At 73.8% G+C, this 17519-nt stretch carries 17 protein-coding genes; 6 read left to right on the top strand and 11 right to left on the bottom strand.

The genetic code is table 11. The features are described 5' to 3' along the window. Positions 1-95 precede the first annotated feature (95 nt). Positions 96-1508, top strand: a complete 1413-nt coding sequence (locus tag AB0J57_RS04905) for a GNAT family N-acetyltransferase (protein ID WP_366126548.1) — start codon at positions 96-98, stop codon at positions 1506-1508. Here AB0J57_RS04905 and AB0J57_RS04900 read toward each other — a convergent pair. Beyond that, entirely contained in the window at positions 1441-2664 is a 1224-nt protein-coding gene (locus AB0J57_RS04900; RefSeq protein WP_366126547.1) for a PLP-dependent transferase, read from the bottom strand. The genes AB0J57_RS04905 and AB0J57_RS04900 overlap by 68 nt on opposite strands. Before the next feature lie 60 nt (positions 2665-2724). Here AB0J57_RS04900 and AB0J57_RS04895 point away from each other — a divergent pair, with 60 nt between their 5' ends. Further along, positions 2725-3231 (top strand): Lrp/AsnC family transcriptional regulator, encoded by a 507-nt coding sequence (locus tag AB0J57_RS04895; protein ID WP_366126546.1) that lies wholly within the window; start codon positions 2725-2727, stop codon positions 3229-3231. A 38-nt stretch (positions 3232-3269) separates the two neighbouring features. After that, positions 3270-4961, top strand: a complete 1692-nt coding sequence (locus AB0J57_RS04890; RefSeq protein WP_366126545.1) for a DUF885 domain-containing protein — start codon at positions 3270-3272, stop codon at positions 4959-4961. 28 nt (positions 4962-4989) lie between these two features. Here AB0J57_RS04890 and AB0J57_RS04885 read toward each other — a convergent pair whose 3' ends face one another. Beyond that, entirely contained in the window at positions 4990-5487 is a 498-nt protein-coding gene (locus AB0J57_RS04885) for a rhodanese-like domain-containing protein (protein WP_366126544.1), read from the bottom strand. 95 nt (positions 5488-5582) lie between these two features. On the opposite strand from AB0J57_RS04885, the gene AB0J57_RS04880 reads away from it, so the two are divergent. Next, positions 5583-6029, top strand: coding sequence for an Lrp/AsnC family transcriptional regulator (locus AB0J57_RS04880; protein WP_366126543.1), 447 nt, complete (start codon positions 5583-5585; stop codon positions 6027-6029). Here the strand turns inward: AB0J57_RS04880 and AB0J57_RS04875 are convergent. The 6 genes from AB0J57_RS04875 to AB0J57_RS04850 form a co-directional block, all read right to left on the bottom strand. Next, positions 6019-9054 (bottom strand): SMC family ATPase, encoded by a 3036-nt coding sequence (locus AB0J57_RS04875; RefSeq protein ID WP_366126542.1) that lies wholly within the window; start codon positions 9052-9054, stop codon positions 6019-6021. The genes AB0J57_RS04880 and AB0J57_RS04875 overlap by 11 nt on opposite strands. Beyond that, positions 9051-10217, bottom strand: a complete 1167-nt coding sequence (locus AB0J57_RS04870) for an exonuclease SbcCD subunit D (protein ID WP_366126541.1) — start codon at positions 10215-10217, stop codon at positions 9051-9053. Before AB0J57_RS04870 ends, AB0J57_RS04875 begins: the two co-directional genes overlap by 4 nt. Positions 10218-10341: 124 nt before the next feature. After that, positions 10342-11136, bottom strand: a complete 795-nt coding sequence (gene grpE, locus AB0J57_RS04865; RefSeq protein ID WP_366126540.1) for a nucleotide exchange factor GrpE — start codon at positions 11134-11136, stop codon at positions 10342-10344. Then, the gene (gene dnaK, locus AB0J57_RS04860) at positions 11133-13013 is read right to left on the bottom strand and encodes a molecular chaperone DnaK (RefSeq protein ID WP_366126539.1); all 1881 of its coding nucleotides are present in this window, start codon (positions 13011-13013) and stop codon (positions 11133-11135) included. Before dnaK ends, grpE begins: the two co-directional genes overlap by 4 nt. Before the next feature lie 10 nt (positions 13014-13023). Further along, on the bottom strand, positions 13024-13389 hold the full coding sequence (locus AB0J57_RS04855) for a J domain-containing protein (protein WP_366126538.1): 366 nt from the start codon (positions 13387-13389) through the stop codon (positions 13024-13026). Between the two features lie 43 nt (positions 13390-13432). Further along, positions 13433-14059, bottom strand: a complete 627-nt coding sequence (locus AB0J57_RS04850) for a YigZ family protein (RefSeq protein WP_366126537.1) — start codon at positions 14057-14059, stop codon at positions 13433-13435. A gap of 93 nt (positions 14060-14152) precedes the next feature. On the opposite strand from AB0J57_RS04850, the gene AB0J57_RS04845 reads away from it, so the two are divergent. Continuing rightward, the gene (locus tag AB0J57_RS04845; protein WP_366126536.1) at positions 14153-14566 is read left to right on the top strand and encodes a CoA-binding protein; all 414 of its coding nucleotides are present in this window, start codon (positions 14153-14155) and stop codon (positions 14564-14566) included. Here the strand turns inward: AB0J57_RS04845 and AB0J57_RS04840 are convergent. Beyond that, positions 14553-15116: a YbaK/EbsC family protein gene (locus tag AB0J57_RS04840; RefSeq protein ID WP_366126535.1), complete on the bottom strand. Its 564-nt coding sequence runs from the start codon at positions 15114-15116 to the stop codon at positions 14553-14555. The genes AB0J57_RS04845 and AB0J57_RS04840 overlap by 14 nt on opposite strands. Positions 15117-15160: 44 nt before the next feature. After that, entirely contained in the window at positions 15161-15733 is a 573-nt protein-coding gene (locus tag AB0J57_RS04835) for an XRE family transcriptional regulator (RefSeq protein WP_366126534.1), read from the bottom strand. 92 nt (positions 15734-15825) lie between these two features. Between AB0J57_RS04835 and AB0J57_RS04830 the strand changes: the two genes are divergently transcribed. Beyond that, a complete protein-coding gene (locus tag AB0J57_RS04830) occupies positions 15826-16692 on the top strand; it encodes a DMT family transporter (RefSeq protein ID WP_366126533.1) in 867 nt (288 codons plus the stop codon). Here the strand turns inward: AB0J57_RS04830 and AB0J57_RS04825 are convergent, their stop codons facing one another. Continuing rightward, positions 16693-17430 carry an acyltransferase gene (locus AB0J57_RS04825; RefSeq protein WP_366126532.1) on the bottom strand — a complete coding sequence of 246 codons (738 nt, stop codon included), beginning with the start codon at positions 17428-17430 and terminating at the stop codon, positions 16693-16695. Positions 17431-17519 lie beyond the last annotated feature (89 nt).

The following is a 17519-nucleotide window of genomic DNA, read 5'->3' as shown; positions in this document are numbered from 1 at the left end:
TATTGAAAACCGGACCTATCATGCCAGACGCACACTTAACCCATCAGTCACAAAGCGTTCGTGATCACGCAACACCACGCGGTCACAGTGATGCCATGACTGATGCGACTTCCGCGAAGAGCACCCACCGCCGCCACCACCGACACCACTGGCGGCGGGATCTCGTCGAACTGGCAGCCCTGTTCACCGCCGTGGCCGTCGCGGACGCGGTGGCGAACACCGTTGTGCACGGTCCGGACGGCCCCTACCTCCTCGCCGTGTCGGCGGTGGTCCTCATCGCGACGGCGGCGTTCCACACCTGGTGGGCGCGCCGCCACAGCCATGCCCCGCCCACCGCCTCCCATACCGGCGCCGATGCCGGCGGCGGCCGGGAGGCGACGGGCTCCACCGGCGGGGAGGCGGCGGGCGAGACGGTGCTGTGGCGCATGCGGACCACCGTGCGCGACGAGCCGGGCAGCCTGGCCGCGCTGTGCACGGCGCTCGCGCACCTGCGCGTCGACATCCTGACCCTCCAGACCCATCCGCTGGCCGACGGCACGGTCGACGAGTTCCTGCTGCGGGCGCCCGCCTCGCTCCAGGCGGCGGCGCTGACCCGGGAGGTCGCCGCGGCGGGCGGCACCGGAACCTGGACCGAGCGGGCCGACGCGCACGACCTGGTGGACACCCCGACCCGGATGCTGGGCCTGGCCACCCGGACCGCGCTGGACGCCGCCGAACTGCCGCTCGCGCTGCGCCAGTTGCTCGGCCGGTGCACCATCCACTCGCTGCCCGCCGTCTCGCCGACCGGCCGCCCGACCGGTGCGACGGCCCCGGTCGAGGGCGTCCTGGAGGACGGGGAGACCGTGATGCGGCTGCGTGACCCGAACGGGGGCGCCATCACCGTCGAGCGGCCCTACCTGCCGTTCACGCCCACCGAGTTCGCCCGCGCCCGGGCCCTGGTGGAGCTGGACGCCCGCCTCGGCCCGCGCATCCCGCGCAGCCAGGACGTGCTGACCCTCCCGGAGGGCAACGAGATCACGGTCCGCCGCGCCGACCAGGGCGACGTCGGCGCCGCCCGGGCCATGCACGAGCGGTGCTCCGACCGCACCCTGGGGCTGCGCTACCACGGCCCGGTCGGTGACGCCGGGCGCTACCTGAACCACCTCCTGAGCCCCCGGTTCGGCCGGACGCTCGCCGTCGAGACGGCGTCCGGCCGGCTCGTCGCCCTCGGCCACCTGCTGTGGGACGGCGACGAGACCGAGGTGGCCCTGATCGTCGAGGACGACTGGCAGCGCCGCGGCATCGGCACGGAGCTGCTGCGCCGTCTGGTGTCGCTGGCCCGCGAGGCCGGCTGCGAGAGCGTGTACGCCGTGACGCAGTCGTCCAACACGGGCATGGTCGCGGCGATGCGGGGGCTGAACCTGCCGCTGGACTACCAGATCGAGGAGGGCACCCTGGTGATCACCGCGCGACTGAACGGGGTTCCCGTGCCCCGCCCCCAGCAGCGGGCCGGCCGGGGCCGGCACTGAGCGCCTCCGTCAGATCCCGCCACAGGTCCTCGACGTCCTCCAGGCCGACCGACATGCGCAGCAGCCGGTCGCTGACGCCCGCCGAGCGCCGGTCGTCCTGGTCCACGATGCGGTGGCTGATGGAGGCCGGGTGCTGGATCAGGGTGTCGACGCTGCCGAGGCTCACCGCCGGCGTGATCAGCCGTACCGCGGCGATCACGTCGTGCGGGTCCCCGTACACCTCGAAGGAGACCATCGCGCCGCCGATCTCCGGGTAGTGCACCCGGGCGACGCGCGGGTCGACCGCCAGCCGGCGCGCCAGCTCGGCGGCGGACGTGGAGGCGGCCCGCATCCGCACCGGCAGCGTGGACAGCCCGCGCAGCAGCAGGTAGCTCGCCAGCGGGTGCAGGACGCCGCCGGTGGCGAACCGCACCTGGCGCAGCTTGCCCGCGAACTCCTCGTCGCACGCCACCACGCCCGCCAGCACGTCGCCGTGCCCGCCCAGGTACTTGGTGGCGCTGTGCAGGACGATCCGCGCGCCGTGCTCCACGGGGCGCTGGAGCACGGGGGTGGCGAAGGTGGAGTCGACGAGGAGCGGCACCGAGCCGCAGCGTTGCGCGACGGCCCGGATGTCGACCTCGGCGAGGGTCGGGTTGGCGGGGGTCTCGACCATCACCAGGCCGGTGTCCGGCCGGATGGCGTCGGCGATGCCCGCCACGTCGGTCCAGGTCACCTCCGTACCGAGCAGCCCTGCGGTGAGGAGGTGGTCGCTGCACCCGTACAGGGGCCGGACCGCCACCACGTGGCGGAGGCCCATGCTCGCGCGGACCAGCAGGACGGCGGTGAGCGCGGCCATGCCGCTGGCGAACGCGACGGCGCTCTGGGTGCCCTCCAGCCGGGCGAGCGCGGTCTCGAAACGGGCGGTGGTGGGGTTGTCGAGCCGCGAGTAGACGGGCGGCCCGTCCGGGCGGGCGCCGGTGGTGGCGAACGCGTCGATCCGCTCCGCCTCGGCCCGCGCGTCATGGGACGGGTACGTGGTGGAGAGGTCGATCGGCACGGCGTGCAGGCCCAGGGCGGCGAGGTCGTCGCGCCCGGCGTGCACGGCTTCGGTGGCCAGTGCCCTCGGGGCTCCCGGGGTGGGGAGGGGGGCGGTGGCGTCGTGGGACAGGGCATCCATGGACGGCACTCTGAACGGATACCCGGGAGTAGCCTAAAATCGCCGTGTTACGTTCGGCGAATGAACGATTCTGTCGTCCTCGACACGGTCGATCTGCACATACTTCGCCTTTTGCAGAACGACGCCCGGACCACCTACCGGGAACTGGCCGCCGAGGTCGGGGTGGCCCCCTCCACCTGCCTGGACCGGGTGGCACGGCTGCGCCGGACAGGGATCATCCTGGGCAACCGGCTGCGACTCGATCCGGCCAAAATCGGCCGCGGTCTGGAGGCGCTGCTCCTGGTCCAGGTACGCCCGCACCGCCGGGAGCTGATCGGCCCGTTCGTCGACCGGATCCGGGCCCTCCCGGAGTCCCGGGCCCTGTTCCATCTGACCGGTCCTGATGACTACCTGGTGCACGTGGCCGTGTCGGACCCCTCCGACCTGCAACGACTCGTGCTGGACGAGTTCACCTCGCAGCGCGAGGTCGCCCGCGTGGAGACCCGGCTGATCTTCCAGCAGTGGGAGTGCGGGCCGCTCCTGCCGCCCGGCGCGCCCGCTCATTTGTCAGCCGACCGAGACGGATGAGGATGACGACGGCGCCGGTGGCATACCAGGATGGCCTCATGCCAGAGACCTCCAGCAGCGCGCTCCCCCGCGTGGTCGCCGACGCCTATGTCGACGCGCTCATCGAACTCGACCCGATCACCGGTACCTACCTGGGTGTCCAGAAGAGCGCCGGGCTCCTTCCGGACTTCTCGCCCGCCGGTCAGGAAGAGATCGCCGCCCTGGCCCGTGAGACCCTCGCCAGGCTCGACGAGGCCGAGCGCCTGCCCGGCGCCCGCGGTGACGCCGAGCGGCGCTGCGGACGGCTCCTGCGCGAGCGCCTCACCGCCGAACTGGCCGTGCACGACGCCGGCGAGGGACTGCGTACGGTCAGCAACATGCGCTCACCCGCGCACAGCGTCCGCATCGTCTTCACCGTGATGCCCACCGAGACCGACGACGACTGGGCGGCGGTCGCCGAGCGGCTGCGGGCGGTGCCTGCCGCGCTGGACGGCTACCGCGAATCCCTCGAACTGGGCCTGGCACGTGGCCTGCCAGGCGGCCCGCGCGCAACGGCCACGTTCATCGGGCAGCTCACCGAGTGGACGGGCAACGACGGGGCGGGCCGCGGCTGGTTCGAGGAGTTCGTGGCGGCCGCCCCGGCCGGGCTGCGCCCGGAGCTGGACGCGGCGGCGGGCGGGGCCACCCGGGCGCTGGCGAGGCTGCGGGACTGGATGCGGGACGTGTACGCCCCGGCCGTGAAGGGGGCGCCCGACACGGTGGGCCGGGAGCGGTACGCGCGCTGGTCGCGGTACTTCAACGGCAGCGACTGCGACCTGGACGAGGCGTACGCGTACGGCTGGGGCGAATACCACCGGCTCCTGGCCGAGATGAAGGCCGAGGCGGAGAAGATCCTGCCGGGTGCCGGGCCGTGGGAGGCGCTCGCCCACCTCGACGAGCACGGCACCCACATCGAGGGGGTCGAGGAGGTACGGGTCTGGCTCCAGGCCCTGATGGACGAGGCGATCGAGGCGCTGGACGGCACGCACTTCGAACTCGCGGAGCGGGTACGGAAGGTGGAGTCGCGGATCGCCCCGCCGGGCGGGGCGGCGGCGCCGTACTACACCGGCCCGTCCGAGGACTTCTCGCGCCCGGGCCGCACCTGGCTGCCGGTCGACGGCGAGACCCGGTTCCCGGTGTACGACCTGGTGTCGACCTGGTACCACGAGGGCGTGCCCGGCCACCACCTCCAGATCGCGCAGTGGGTGCACGTCGCCGACCAACTGTCCCGTTACCAGGCGACCATCGGCGGGGTCAGCGCCAACGCGGAGGGCTGGGCGCTGTACGCGGAGCGGCTCATGGACGAGCTGGGCTTCCTGCCGGACCCGGAGCGGCGCCTGGGGTACCTGGACTGCCAGATGATGCGGGCCTGCCGGGTGATCGTGGACATCGGCATGCACCTGGGCCTGGAGATCCCGGCGGACTCGCCGTTCCACCCGGGTGAGCGGTGGACTCCGGAGCTGGCGCAGGAGTTCTTCCAGCGGCACACCAGCCGCCCGCCGGCGTTCGTCGAGAGCGAGCTGACCCGCTACCTGTCGATGCCCGGCCAGGCCATCGGCTACAAGCTGGGGGAGCGCGCCTGGCTGCTGGGCCGGGAGAAGGCCCGGCGGGCGCACGGCGACGCCTTCGACGCGAAGAAGTGGCACATGGCCGCGCTGTCCCAGGGCCCCCTGGGACTGGACGACCTGGTGGACGAACTGGCGCGGTTGTGACGGTGCCGGGGCGCCTCCGGGGCGGGCGTCAGCAGCCGCAGTCGGCCGCGTCGATGGGGGCGGTCAGCGGGTCGGCGTCACGCTTCCGCTGCCCCTCCCAGGTCTCGTACGGAAAGCCCTCGCGGGCCCAGTACTCGAAGCCGCCGAGCATCTCCTTGACCTGGTAGCCGAGTTCGGCGAGGGCGAGGGCCGCGCGGGTGGCACCGTTGCAGCCGGGGCCCCAGCAGTACGTGACGACCGGCACGGACTTGTCCAGGAGCTGCTCCGCCTGCTCGGGGATGAGCGCCGTCGGCAGGTGGACCGCGCCCGGGATGTGGCCCTGGTCCCAGGACTCCGTCGACCGGGAGTCGAGGACGACGAACCCCGGGTCACCTCCGGCGGCGAGCGCGGAGGCGACGTCGGAGACGTCCGCGTGGAAGGCGAGGCTCGCCGAGAAGTACACGGCGGCGGCGGCCGGAGAGGCCGGCGGGACGCGCAGGACGGGGTTGGCGGCGGCAGGGGCGCTGGTGATCGGTGTCGTCGTCATGCCCAGAAATCTACGGTTCGTTGATCATCTCGGTGAAGTGACAATCCCCGGAGATCGCCTTGTCCGGCCGGGGATTCCCCTGCTATTCCTCGTCCATGACCGGATATTCACCGGACGCCACCGACTGGCGCATCCTCGCGGCCCTCCAGGACCAGGGCCGGGCCACCTTCGCCGAACTGGCCCGTACCGTCTCCATGTCGGCGAGCGCCGTCACCGAGCGGGTGCGCAGGCTGGAGGAGGCCGGCGTGATCGCCGGGTACACCGCGGTCGTCGACCAGGAACGGCTCGGGCTGCCCATCCTCGCCTTCGTACGGCTCCGCTACCCCAACGGCAACTACAAGCCCTTCCACGACATGCTGGAGACGACTCCGGAGATCCTGGAGGCGCACCACGTGACGGGCGACGACTGCTTCGTCCTGAAGGTCGCCGCCCGTTCGATGCAGCACCTGGAGGAGATCTCCGGGAAGGTCGCCGTGCTGGGCTCGGTGACCACGAGCGTCGTCTACTCGTCGCCGCTGCCGCGCCGCGCGATCAGCCGCTGAGCGCTCCCCCGGCGCGCAGCCGCACCGCCGAACCGCCGCGCTCCTTGACGACCTCCAGTTGGGTGGGGATACGGCGGCGCAGGTCGGCGACGTGGCTGACGATGCCGACGCTGCGGTCCCGTTCGCGCAGCGAGTCCAGGACGTCCAGCACCTCGTCGAGGGTCTGGTCGTCGAGGCTGCCGAAGCCCTCGTCGATGAAGAGCGTGTCGAGGCGTACGCCGCCGGCCTCGTCGGTGACGACGTCGGCGAGTCCCAGCGCCAGGGCCAGCGACGCGAAGAACGTCTCCCCGCCGGAGAGCGTGGCCGTGTCGCGCTCGCTGCCCGTCCAGGCGTCCAGGACGTGCAGGCCGAGGCCCGCCCGTTTGCCGCCGGCGCGGGCGTCGGAGTGCACGAGCGTGTACCGGCCGGACGACATCCGCTGGAGGCGCACCGTCGCGGCGGCCGCCACCTGTTCGAGCCGGGCCGCGAGCACGTAGGACTCCAGCCGCATCTTGCGCTCGTTGTCCGCGGACGTGCCGGCGGTCAGCCCGGCCAGCCGTGCCACCCGCTCGTACTCCTCGCGCAGCGGCCCCAGGCGGCGCACCTCGGCGGCGGCCTGCCGGGACAGCCGGGCCAGCTCGGCGCACCGCTCCCGCTGGGCGGCCAGGGCGGAGTCCGCGTCGCGGGCGGCCCGGTCGGCGGCGGCGTGGGCGGCCCGGGCGCCGTCCGGGTCGGCGGGCGGGCGCTCGGCGGCGGCGCGCGTCTCCGGCTCGGCGAGCCGGTCGGCGACCGCGGCGGCCTCGGCCTGCCAGGCGTCCAGCCGCCGCTGGAGGTCACGGTGTTGTACGTCGTCGAGCAGCGCGGCGGCCGCGGCGCGCGGGGTGTCGAACCCGGCCCGGAACGCGGCGTCGGCGAGCCGGTCGTCGGCCTCCTTGAGGCGGCGGGCGGTGTCCTCGACGGTACGCACGGCCTCGGCGGCCTCGACGAGGCGGGCGATCCGGTGCTCCAGCAACGCGGCGTGCTCGGCCACGGCGCCGCCCGGCACCCGGGCCAGCTCGGCGTCCACGGCCGCCTGTTCCCGGTCGAGCGCCTCGCGCTGCGACGTCCGCGCGGCGGCCCGCCGCTCCACCTGCTGCCGCACGTCGAGCCGCCGCTGCTGCTCCCGCTCCGCCCGGCCGAGCGCCTCCCGCGCCGCGTGCACCCCGCCGGCCACGGCCCGGGCACCGTCGTAGGCACGCTCCAACGACGCGACCTGGTCCGCGAGTTCGGCGACCGACGGCTGGTCGCCGGCACCGGCGACGTCCGTGCCGGCGGCGACCTCCGCGCGGGCGGCCGTCAGCGCTTCCTCCGTGACCGCCAGTTCGCGTTCGGCGGCCGAGCGGGCGTCCTCGGCGCGCTTGTGGGCGGCGTAGGCCGCGTCCTCCGTCGTACGGTCGATGTGGTCGGCGTCGGCGCGGGCGGGGGCCGGGTGGTCGGCGGAGCCGCAGACGGCGCACGGTTCGCCGTCGGCGAGGCCCGCCGCGAGCTCGGCGGCGATGCCGCGCAGGCGGCGCTCGCGCAGGTCCAGCCACGTCTCGTGGGCGGAGTTGGCGCGCTCCCGCGTCTCCGCGAGGCGCGCCGAGGCGGCCGCCACGTCCCGTACCAGCGCGTCGCGGCGGCGGGCGGCGGCCAGCCGCCGGCGGGCGGGTTCCAGGCGGCCCGCGAGGTGTTCGGCCCGGGTCGCGGCCTCCTGGGCGGCGTCGACCCGGTCCTGGAGGGCGCGGCGGGTGGCCTCCCAGTCGGCCAGCCACGCGGCGGCCTCCTGGAGGGTCTCCTCGTCGGCGCGGGCCTGGCGGTCCAGCTCGTCGCGCTCGCGGGTGAGCTCCGCACCGCGCCGCTCGGCCCGGCGGGCGGTCTCCAGGCCGCCGAGCTCCTCCCTCAACCGCCCCGCCAGCGCGGCCAGCCGCTCGGCGCCCGCGTCGGCGAGGTCCGGCGGCAGACCGGCGACGGCCCGCTCCTGGGCGGCGCGCGCCGTGCGGTGCTCCCGCTCGGCGTCGTCGCGCAGGCTCAGCGGGCCGGCCACCCGCTCGGCCTTGCGGGCCCGGTCCAGCAGGGCCTGCCAGCCGTCGCGCTCGGCCCGCCGGGCGTCCAGTTCGGCGGCGCGCCGCCGGGCGTCCTCGTACCGCTGCTGCCGCGCGGCCAGCTCACGCTCCTCGTCGAGGGCGCGGCGGGCGGCGGCCTGCCGGCTCTCGGCGGCGGCGAGCGCCGATTCGGCGACGTCCAGCGCCTCCCGGGCGCCCGACCTGGCCACGGCCGCCCACGACAGGACGTCTGCGGCGAGGCCCGGGTCGCCCGGCCTGCCCTCCGGGGCGGGCCAGCCGGCGGCCGCGCCGCCCGCCGCCTGGGCCATCCGGTGGGCGAGCGCGAGGAGCCGTTCGTCGCCGTCCTTCACCTGCTGCTCGGCGGTGCGCCGCAGCTCGGCGAGGCGCTCCTCGACGGCGGCGAAGCGCCGGGTGTCGAAGAGCCGGCCGAGGAGCCGGCCACGTGCCTCCGCGTCGGCGCGCAGGAACCGCGCGAAGTCGCCCTGCGGCAACAGCACCACCTGGCAGAACTGCTCGCGGCTCATGCCGAGGAGCTGGGTGATCTCCTCACCGATCTCCTGGTGGGAGCGGCTCAGCGCCTTCCACTCGCCGCTCTCCGCGTCGTACTCCCGCAGCCACGACTGGGCCTTCTCGGTCGTGAAGCCGCCTCCCCGCTTCTTGGGGCGCGGCTGGGCGGGCCGCCGGGTGATCTCCAGCCGCCGGCCGGTCACGGTGAGGTCGAGCACGACCTCGGTGTACGTGCCCACCGGGGCGTGGTCGCTGCGCAGCGACGTCCCGGGGCTCTGCCGGGCGCCGGGCACCGCCCCGTACAGGGCGTAGCAGACGGCGTCGAGGACGGAGGTCTTGCCCGCGCCGGTCGGCCCGTGGAGCAGGAACAGGCCCGCCTGGGACAGCGTGTCGAAGTCGACGGTCTGCGTGGTGCCGAACGGGCCGAAGCCGGTGATGTCGAGCCGGTGGAGCCTCACCCGGCCACCTCGCGCTGTGCCATGTCCACCCGTACGTCGTCGAAGGCGCTCAGGAGCGCCGCGCGCTCCCGGTCGTCGGGGCCGGTCCCGCCGCGCACGTGGGCGACGAAGTCCTCGGCGATCTGCTGGTCGTCGCGGTCGCGCAGGCGCTGCCCGTACGAGGCGAGGTGGTCGTCGTCGGGCCGCTCGGGGTCGAAGAGCAGGCTGAGGACGTGGGGGAAGCGTTCGGCGAGGCGGGCCATGGGCTCGGCGGGCCGCACGGGGTCGGTGAGGGTGGCCTCGACCCAGGAGTCCTCGTGGCGGGCGAGCACGGGGTCGGCGAGCAGGTCGTCGAGGCGGCCCCGGACGCGGGCCAGCGGGCGCGGCACCGGGCAGTCGACCCGCTGGGCGCGGACCGTCCCGTCGCCGTCCAGGTCGACGAGCCACATCGTCTTGCGGTGGGCGGCCTCGGAGAAGGAGTACGCGAGCGGCGAGCCGGAGTAGCGGACCCGCTCGGTGAGGGCCTGGCTGCCGTGCAGGTGCCCGAGGGCGACGTAGTCGACGCCGTCGAAGACCCCTGCCGGGACGGCGGCCACGCCGCCGACGGTGATGTCGCGTTCGCTGTCGCTGGGTTCGCCGCCCGCGACGAAGGCGTGGGCGAGGACGACGGAGCGGGTGCCGGGAGCGCGGCCGGCGAGGTCGGCGCGGACCCGGTCCATGGCGGCGGTCAGGACGGCCTCGTGCCCGGTCTTCGTGGCACCGAACTGGTCGCGTACGAGGGCGGGTTCGAGGTACGGCAGCCCGTAGAACGCCACGTCGCCGTGGGTGTCGGCGAGCAGGACGGGGGTGCCGACGCCCGTGGGGTCGGTCCGCAGGTGGATCCCGGCCCGCTCGATGAGCCCGGCGCCGACGCCGAGCCTGCGGCCGGAGTCGTGGTTGCCGGAGATCATCACGGTGGGTACGCCGGCCTCGGCGAGCCGGTGCAGGGCGGTGTCGAACAGCTCCACGGCGGGCAGCGGCGGTACCGCGCGGTCGTAGATGTCGCCGGACACCAGCACCACGTCCACGTCGTGCTCGCGCACCGTCGCCAGGAGGTGGTCGAGGAACGCGGCCTGGGCGTCGAGCAGGTTCACACGGTGGAACGACCGCCCCAGGTGCCAGTCCGATGTGTGCAGCATCCTCACGACGCCGCTCCGCACGACGCCGCTCCGACCCGCGATGGCCGCATGTGTACCGCTCCTCCGCACCGTTGTGAACCCCGTACACGCTAACGGTGCGCGGCACCCGCTACGTCACGGACCTCTCTTCTCACCGGTGGGCGGGACCGGTGACCCTGACGTCTGCGGGACGGAGGAGGTGGTCGCCGACCCGGTAGCCGGGGCGCAGGATCTCGCTGCACACCGGCCGCTCGACCAGGAAGGAGCGGCGGTACGTGACGGCCTGGTGGACGCGCGGGTCGAACGGGTCGCCCACCGCTCCGAAGGTCCCGAGGCCCAGGGCCGCGAGCTCGCTGTCCAGGGCCAGGGCGACGCGCTGGAAGCCGCCGGTGAGCTCGCCCTGCCCGGCCGCCTCCCCGATGGCGTCCAGCACGGGCATGAACCGGCGCAGCACGTTCGCCACGGCCGCCTCACGCACCGCGAGGCGGTCGCGGTGGACCCGGCTGCGGTAGTTGTCGTACTCGGCCTTCAGCCGCTGGAGGTCGGCGGTCCGCTCGGCCAGCGCAACGGCCAGCGCGGCCGCGCCGGGTGGCGGCGGTGGCGACACCCGTGCCGCCTTCGGGTCCCACCGCCCGGGACCGGCCGCGTCGGGCCGCGCGGCAAGCTCCTGGCCCTCGGCAAGTTCGGGGCCCTCCGCCGGGGCGTGGCGCTCGGCCCGCTCGTGGCTCCCGGCCCGCTCGTTGCGCTCGGCCCGCTCCTGGCCCTCGGCCCGGTCGGCCCGCTGGGTGGGGCCGGCGGGGCCGGGGCGCTCGTCGGGGCGCGGCGCGGTGTCCCCGGGCCCGGCCGGCTCGGGGCGGTGGCCGGCGGGGGCGGGCGGGGCGATCATCGGCGGCGGGTCGGGGCGGCCGGTCACCGTGGTCAGCCCGCGGCGCGTGCCCGGCCTCATCCCCCGCCTCCCTGCTGCTGCCGGTCGTCGTCGACGATCTCGGCGTCGACGACGTCCTCGTCGGCGTCGGCGCCCTTCGGGCCCTCTCCGGCGGCCGCACCGGCACCGCCGGCCGTGCCCTGGTCGGCCTGCGCCTGCGCGTACATGGCCTGGCCGAGCTTCTGCGAGACGGACGCGACCTTCTCCGTGGCCGTGCGGATCTGTGCGGTGTCCTCGCCCTTCAGCTTCTCCTTCAGTTCGGCGAGCGCGCCCTCGACCTCGGTCTTGACGTCGCCCGGGACCTTGTCCTCGTTGTCCTTGAGGAACTTCTCCGTCTGGTAGGCGAGCTGCTCGCCCTGGTTGCGGGTTTCGGCGGCCTCGCGCCGGCGCCGGTCCTCCTCCGCGTGGCGTTCGGCGTCCCGGACCATGCGGTCGATGTCGTCCTTCGGCAGGGCGGAGCCGCCGGTGACGGTCATCTTCTGCTCCCGGCCGGTGCCCAGGTCCTTGGCGGTCACGTGCATGATGCCGTTGGCGTCGATGTCGAAGGAGACCTCGATCTGCGGAATGCCACGCGGGGCCGGCGGAAGGCCGGTCAGTTCGAACATGCCGAGCTTCTTGTTGTACGCCGCGATCTCGCGCTCGCCCTGATAGACCTGGATCTGCACCGACGGCTGGTTGTCCTCCGCCGTCGTGAAGATCTCCGAGCGCTTGGTCGGGATCGTGGTGTTGCGCTCGATCAGCTTGGTCATGATGCCGCCCTTGGTCTCGATACCGAGGGACAGCGGGGTGACATCGAGGAGCAGGACGTCCTTGACCTCGCCCTTGAGGACACCGGCCTGGAGCGAGGCGCCGATGGCGACGACCTCGTCCGGGTTGACGCCCTTGTGCGGGTCCTTGCCGGTCAGTTCCCGCACCAGCTCCGTGACCGCCGGCATCCGGGTGGAGCCGCCGACCAGGATGACGTGGTTGATGTCGGACACCTTGATCCCGGCGTCCTTGACCGCGTTGTGGAACGGCTTCTTGCACCGCTCCAGCAGGTCGGCGGTCATCTGCTGGAACTGGGCGCGGGTGAGCTTCTCGTCCAGGTGCAGCGGGCCATCGGCCGAGGCGCTCAGGTACGGCAGGCTGATGGTGGTCTCCGTGGTCGCCGACAGTTCGATCTTCGCCTTCTCGGCGGCCTCCCGGAGGCGCTGCGTGGCCATCTTGTCCTTGGACAGGTCGATGCCGTAGGCGCTCTTGAACCGCTGCGCCAGGTGGTCGACGACCCGCTGGTCCCAGTCGTCGCCGCCCAGGTGCGTGTCGCCGTTGGTCGCCTTGACTTCGACGACGCCCTCGCCGATCTCCAGCAGCGAGACGTCGAAGGTGCCGCCGCCGAGGTCGAAGACGAGGATCGTCTGGTCGTTCTCCTTGTCGAGGCCGTACGCGAGCGCGGCGGCGGTCGGCTCGTTGATGATGCGCAGGACGTTGAGGCCCGCGATCTCGCCGGCCTCCTTGGTGGCCGTCCGCTGGGAGTCGTTGAAGTACGCCGGCACGGTGATCACGGCGTCCTTCACGTCCTCCCCGAGGTAGCCCTCCGCGTCCCGCTTGAGCTTCTGGAGCACCCGGGCGGAGATCTCCTGGGCCGTGTACCGCTTGCCGTCGATGTCGCCCTGCTCGGGGAAGCGCCAGTCCGCCTCGCCCATGTGCCGCTTCACGGACCGCACCGTGCGGTCGACGTTGGTCACGGCCTGCCGCTTGGCGACCTCACCGACCAGGACGTCCCCGTTCTTCGCGAAGCCGACCACGGAGGGGGTGGTGCGGGCGCCCTCCGTGTTGGTGATCACCGTCGGCTCGCCGCCCTCCAGAACGCTGACCACCGAGTTCGTCGTACCGAGGTCGATACCCACCGCGCGTGCCATCGCCGTCTCCTCAGCTCACCGTCCACTCCCACAGGAGGTCCAGGACCGTGCGGCCGCCCGCGCATGGCCCCGCGGGTTCCACGCGGGTCGGCCCGGCCCGCAGCAGCCCGTCGACCGGGACGCGCCGTGCGGGACGTCGGCTCGCCCGCCGGGCGTCGTCGTAGGCGGCGCGCCGGGCCGGGTCACGCAGGGTGCCGTAGGCCGCCACCACGTCGTCGAGCCGCTCGCGGGCAGCCGACCGCTCCGCGTCGTCCAGCTCGGGGTGGGCGTCGGGGTGCAGGGCACGAACGAGCCCCCGGTAGGCGGAGGCGATCTGTTCGGCCGAAGCCATCGGCTCCACCCCGAGTACCGCGTAGTGGTCACGCGGGCCCGCCACGGTTCTCACCTCACTGACGTCCTCACTGAACGTCCTCAGAAAATTATGCGTCGCCGTACGCCTCGCCGCCCAGCTCCAGCCGGGCGGTCCCGGCCGTCGCGTCGGCGAGCCAGGCGCGGAAGGCGTCGACGTCGGCGCCGGGCAGACCGACCTCGATGGTGACGGCCTCGGCGTACCGGACGTCCCGCACGGTCCGGCCGGTCGCCCGCAGGTCGTTCTCCAGCTTTCCGGCCCGCTGGTGGTCGACGGTGACGGTGGCGAGCCGGAACCGCTGCCGGGTGAGGGTGCCGAGCGCGTCGAGCGCCTCCCCCACCGCGCCGCCGTAGGCCCGGATGAGCCCGCCCGCGCCGAGTTTCACGCCGCCGTAGTAGCGGGTGACGACGGCGGCCACGTGCCGGACCTCGCGGCGCATCAGCATCTGGAGCATGGGCACGCCCGCCGTGCCGCCCGGTTCCCCGTCGTCGCCGGCCTTCTGTACGGCGGCGTCGGCGCCGATCACGTACGCGAAGCAGTTGTGGGTGGCGGTCGGGTGCTCCTTGCGGACGCGTGCGACGAAGTCCTGCGCCTCCTGCTCGGTCGCGGCGGGCGCGAGGGCGCAGATGAAGCGCGATCGGTTGATCTCGGTCTCGTGCACGCCCTCGCGGGCGACCGTCCGGTACTGCTCCTGCATCCCGCCACCCTATGCGTACGGTGGCGGGGGAATCTCCGGCGGAGGGTGGCCGTTGGCGCAGGGAGACGACGACCTTACGCACAGGAGGCAGGCGTGCCCAGCGAGACGGAGACCATCCGCAAGATCCTGACCGAGTCCGGGGACACGTGGGCGGTGGTGGGGCTGTCCAGCAACCGGGCCCGTGCCGCCTACGGTGTGGCCGCCGTCCTCCAGCGCTTCGGCAAGCGGGTCGTACCCGTGCACCCCAAGGCCGAGACGGTCCACGGGGAGCAGGGGTACGCCACCCTCGCGGACATCCCCTTCCCCGTGGACGTCGTGGACGTGTTCGTCAACAGCCACTTGGCGGGTGCCATCGCCGACGAGGCGGTGGCGAAGGGCGCCAAGGCGGTGTGGTTCCAGCTCGGCGTGATCGACGAGGCGGCGTACGAGCGGACCCGGGCGGCCGGGCTGGACATGGTGATGGACCGCTGCCCGGCGATCGAGATCCCGCTGCTCAGCCCGCGCTGACGCCGAGGCCGTCGAGGACGACCGCGCCCGGCAGCTCCGCGAAGGTCTTGCCGGGCACGATCAGCTTGCCCCGGCGCCGGCCGCTGCCGATCAGGACCCATTCGGTGTCGACGACGGCGGAGTCGACGAGCAGCGGCCAGTCGGCGGGCAGCCCGATCGGGGTGATGCCTCCGTACTCCATGCCGGTCTCGCCGGTCGCCGTGTCCATGGGCGCGAAGGACGCCTTGCGGGCGCCGAGTTGCCTGCGCACGGCGCCGTTGACGTCGACTCGGGTGCTGGACAGGACCAGGCACGCCGCGAGCGTCGTCTCGCCGCCGCGCTTGCCCGCCACGACGACGCAGTTGGCGGAGGCGCCCAGCAGGTCGCGGCCGTGGTGCTCGACGAAGACGGCGGTGTCGGCGATGGCGGGGTCGGTGTCGACGTACAGCAGTTGGTCGGCCGGCACGGCCCCCCGCCATGCCCGCACGGCGTCGGCGACGGGTGCGGTGAGCTGGTCGAGGCAGTCGGGGACGGGGCGGGCGTGGTCGAAGTCTCCGATGGGTGCGCGCATGCGTGTCACGCTAACAGCGCTGCCCGCACGGCCGGTTGGCCGTCTCAGCGTACGGGCGGGACGGAGACCGCCATGGTCATCTCGACCGGCTCCTCGCCGTCGTTGCGGTAGGCGTGCGGGACGTTGGACTCGAAGACGGCGGAGGTTCCGGCCGGCACCTGGTGGTTGACGCCGTCGACGACCAGGGTCAGCTCTCCGGCCGTGACGTGGAGCAGCTCGGTGGTGCCGTCGGGGTGCGGGTCGGAGGTGCTGGCGTCGCCCGGCATCAGCGTCCAGGACCACAGCTCCAGAGGGCCGCGCGCCTCGGCGCCGACCAGCAGGGTGGTGTGGCTGCCCTTGTCGGTGGACCACATCCGTACCGCCTGCTCCTCGGGCACCAGCCGCACGTGGGGGCCCTGCTCGTAGTCGAGCAGCGTGGTGATGGAGATGCCCAGCGCGTCGGCGAGCTTGACGGTCGTGCCGACGCTGGGGTTCGTACGGGCCTGCTCGATCTGGATGATCATGCCGCGGCTGACGCCCGCACGGGCGGCGAGCGCGTCGAGCGTGAAGCCGCGTTCGCCGCGCCAGCGCTTGAGGTTGCGGGCGAGGGACTGCGTGAGCTGGTCGAGGTCCGTCACATTCCGTCCAATATTCTGGATGACAGAGTTCAATGGACTGCACTACGGTGTGGTGCACCCATATGTTCACCACACTGTACTGCGAGGATGCCATGACAGCACTGTTCGCCCTGGCCACCAGCCTCCTGTGGGGGCTGGCCGACTTCGGCGGCGGGCTGCTCACCCGGCGCATGCCCGCACTGACGGTCGTCGTGGTGTCCCAGATGCTCGCGGTCCTCGTGCTCGGCGCCGTCGTCATCGCGACCGGCGGCTGGAGCGAGGCAGGACCGGAGCTCTGGTACGCGGTGGCGGCCGGGGTCGTCGGACCGGCGGCCATGCTCGCCTTCTACAAGGCGCTCGCCCTCGGCCCGATGGGCGTCGTCTCGCCGCTCGGCTCGCTCGGCGTGGTCGTTCCCGTGTCGGTCGGCCTGCTGGTCGGCGACCGGCCAGGGGTGGTCCAGTTCGCGGGGATCGGGGTGGCGATCGTGGGCGTGGTGCTGGCGGGCGGTCCCGAACTGCGCGGCGCGCCCGTGCAGCGGCAGGCGGTGCTGCTCACGCTGGTCGCGGCGTTCGGGTTCGGCTCGGTGATGGCCCTGATCTCCGAGGCGTCCTCCACCCTGACCGGACTGTTCCTCGCGCTGTTCGTCCAGCGCGTCACCAACGTCGCGGTGGGCGGCGCGGCGCTGTGGGTCTCGGTCAAGCGCGGCGGGCGGGCCCTGCCGTCGGACGGCGGGCCGCGGGCCGTATGGGCGTCCCTGCCCGCGCTGGCGTTCGTCGGCCTCGCGGACGTCGCCGCCAACGGCACGTACTCGATCGCCGCGCAGAACGGCCCGGTCACCGTGGCCGCCGTGCTCGCCAGCCTCTACCCGGTGGTGACGGCGCTCGCCGCGCGGGGCGTGCTCAAGGAGCGGCTGCGGGCGGTGCAGGCCGCCGGCGCGGGGCTGGCGCTCGTCGGGACGGTGCTGTTGGCGGCGGGCTGATCAGGCGTTGTCCAGTTCGCCCAGCGCGATGAGCTGCTGAGGCGTCACGCCTTCCGGTACGGGTACGGGGGCGGGCGTACGCAGCGGCGGCTGCCAGCCGCGCTCGGCGTCCCAGCGGCGTACGACCCGGGCCGGCGCCCCGGCCACCACCGCGTGGTCGGGGACCTCACCGCGCACGACGGCGCCCGCGGCGACCACCACGTTCCGCCCCAGGCGGGCGCCGGGCAGGATCACCGCGCCGGTGCCGAGCCAGCAGCCGGGGCCTATCTCCACCGGTTCGGAGCGCGGCCACTGCCGGCCGACCGGCTCGTGGGGGTCGTCGTAACTGTGGTTGGTCGAGGTGATGTAGACGTACGGGCCGCAGAAGGTGTCCGCGCCGATGGTCACCGCCGCGTCGGCGATGACATGGCTGCCCCGCCCGAGGACGACGCCGTTGCCGAGGGTCAGGATCGGCTCCGGGCCCAGGTCGAGCCCGGGCATCATCCCGGCGGTCAGCGTCACCTGCTCGGCGATGATGCAGTGGTCGCCCAGCTCGATCCACTCCTCGCCGAAGACGGTGCCCTGCGGGAACGCCAGCCGCGTGCCGGGGCCGAGCCGGCGGAACCGCAGCCGCCCGGGGCGCTCGGCGGTGACGGCGCCGGTCTCCTGCACCCAGCGCCAGCCGCCGTGCACGGCCCGGCTGAGGACCCGGCGGCGCCACGCGGCCAGGGATGAGAACGTGTTTCTGTTCTTCGGCACCCGGACACGGTAATCGTCCTGGTCATGACCGACCGGCGCCGCGCCCTGTGATGTTCGCCCCACCGTCGCCGCCCGGGCGGCCGTCGCTT

Origin of the sequence: Streptomyces sp. NPDC049837 (genome assembly GCF_040674455.1) — a bacterium.
Classification (GTDB): domain Bacteria; phylum Actinomycetota; class Actinomycetes; order Streptomycetales; family Streptomycetaceae; genus Streptomyces.
The sequence above is the reverse complement of the archived record's forward strand: the minus strand, read 5'-3'. Positions and strand labels throughout refer to the sequence as shown.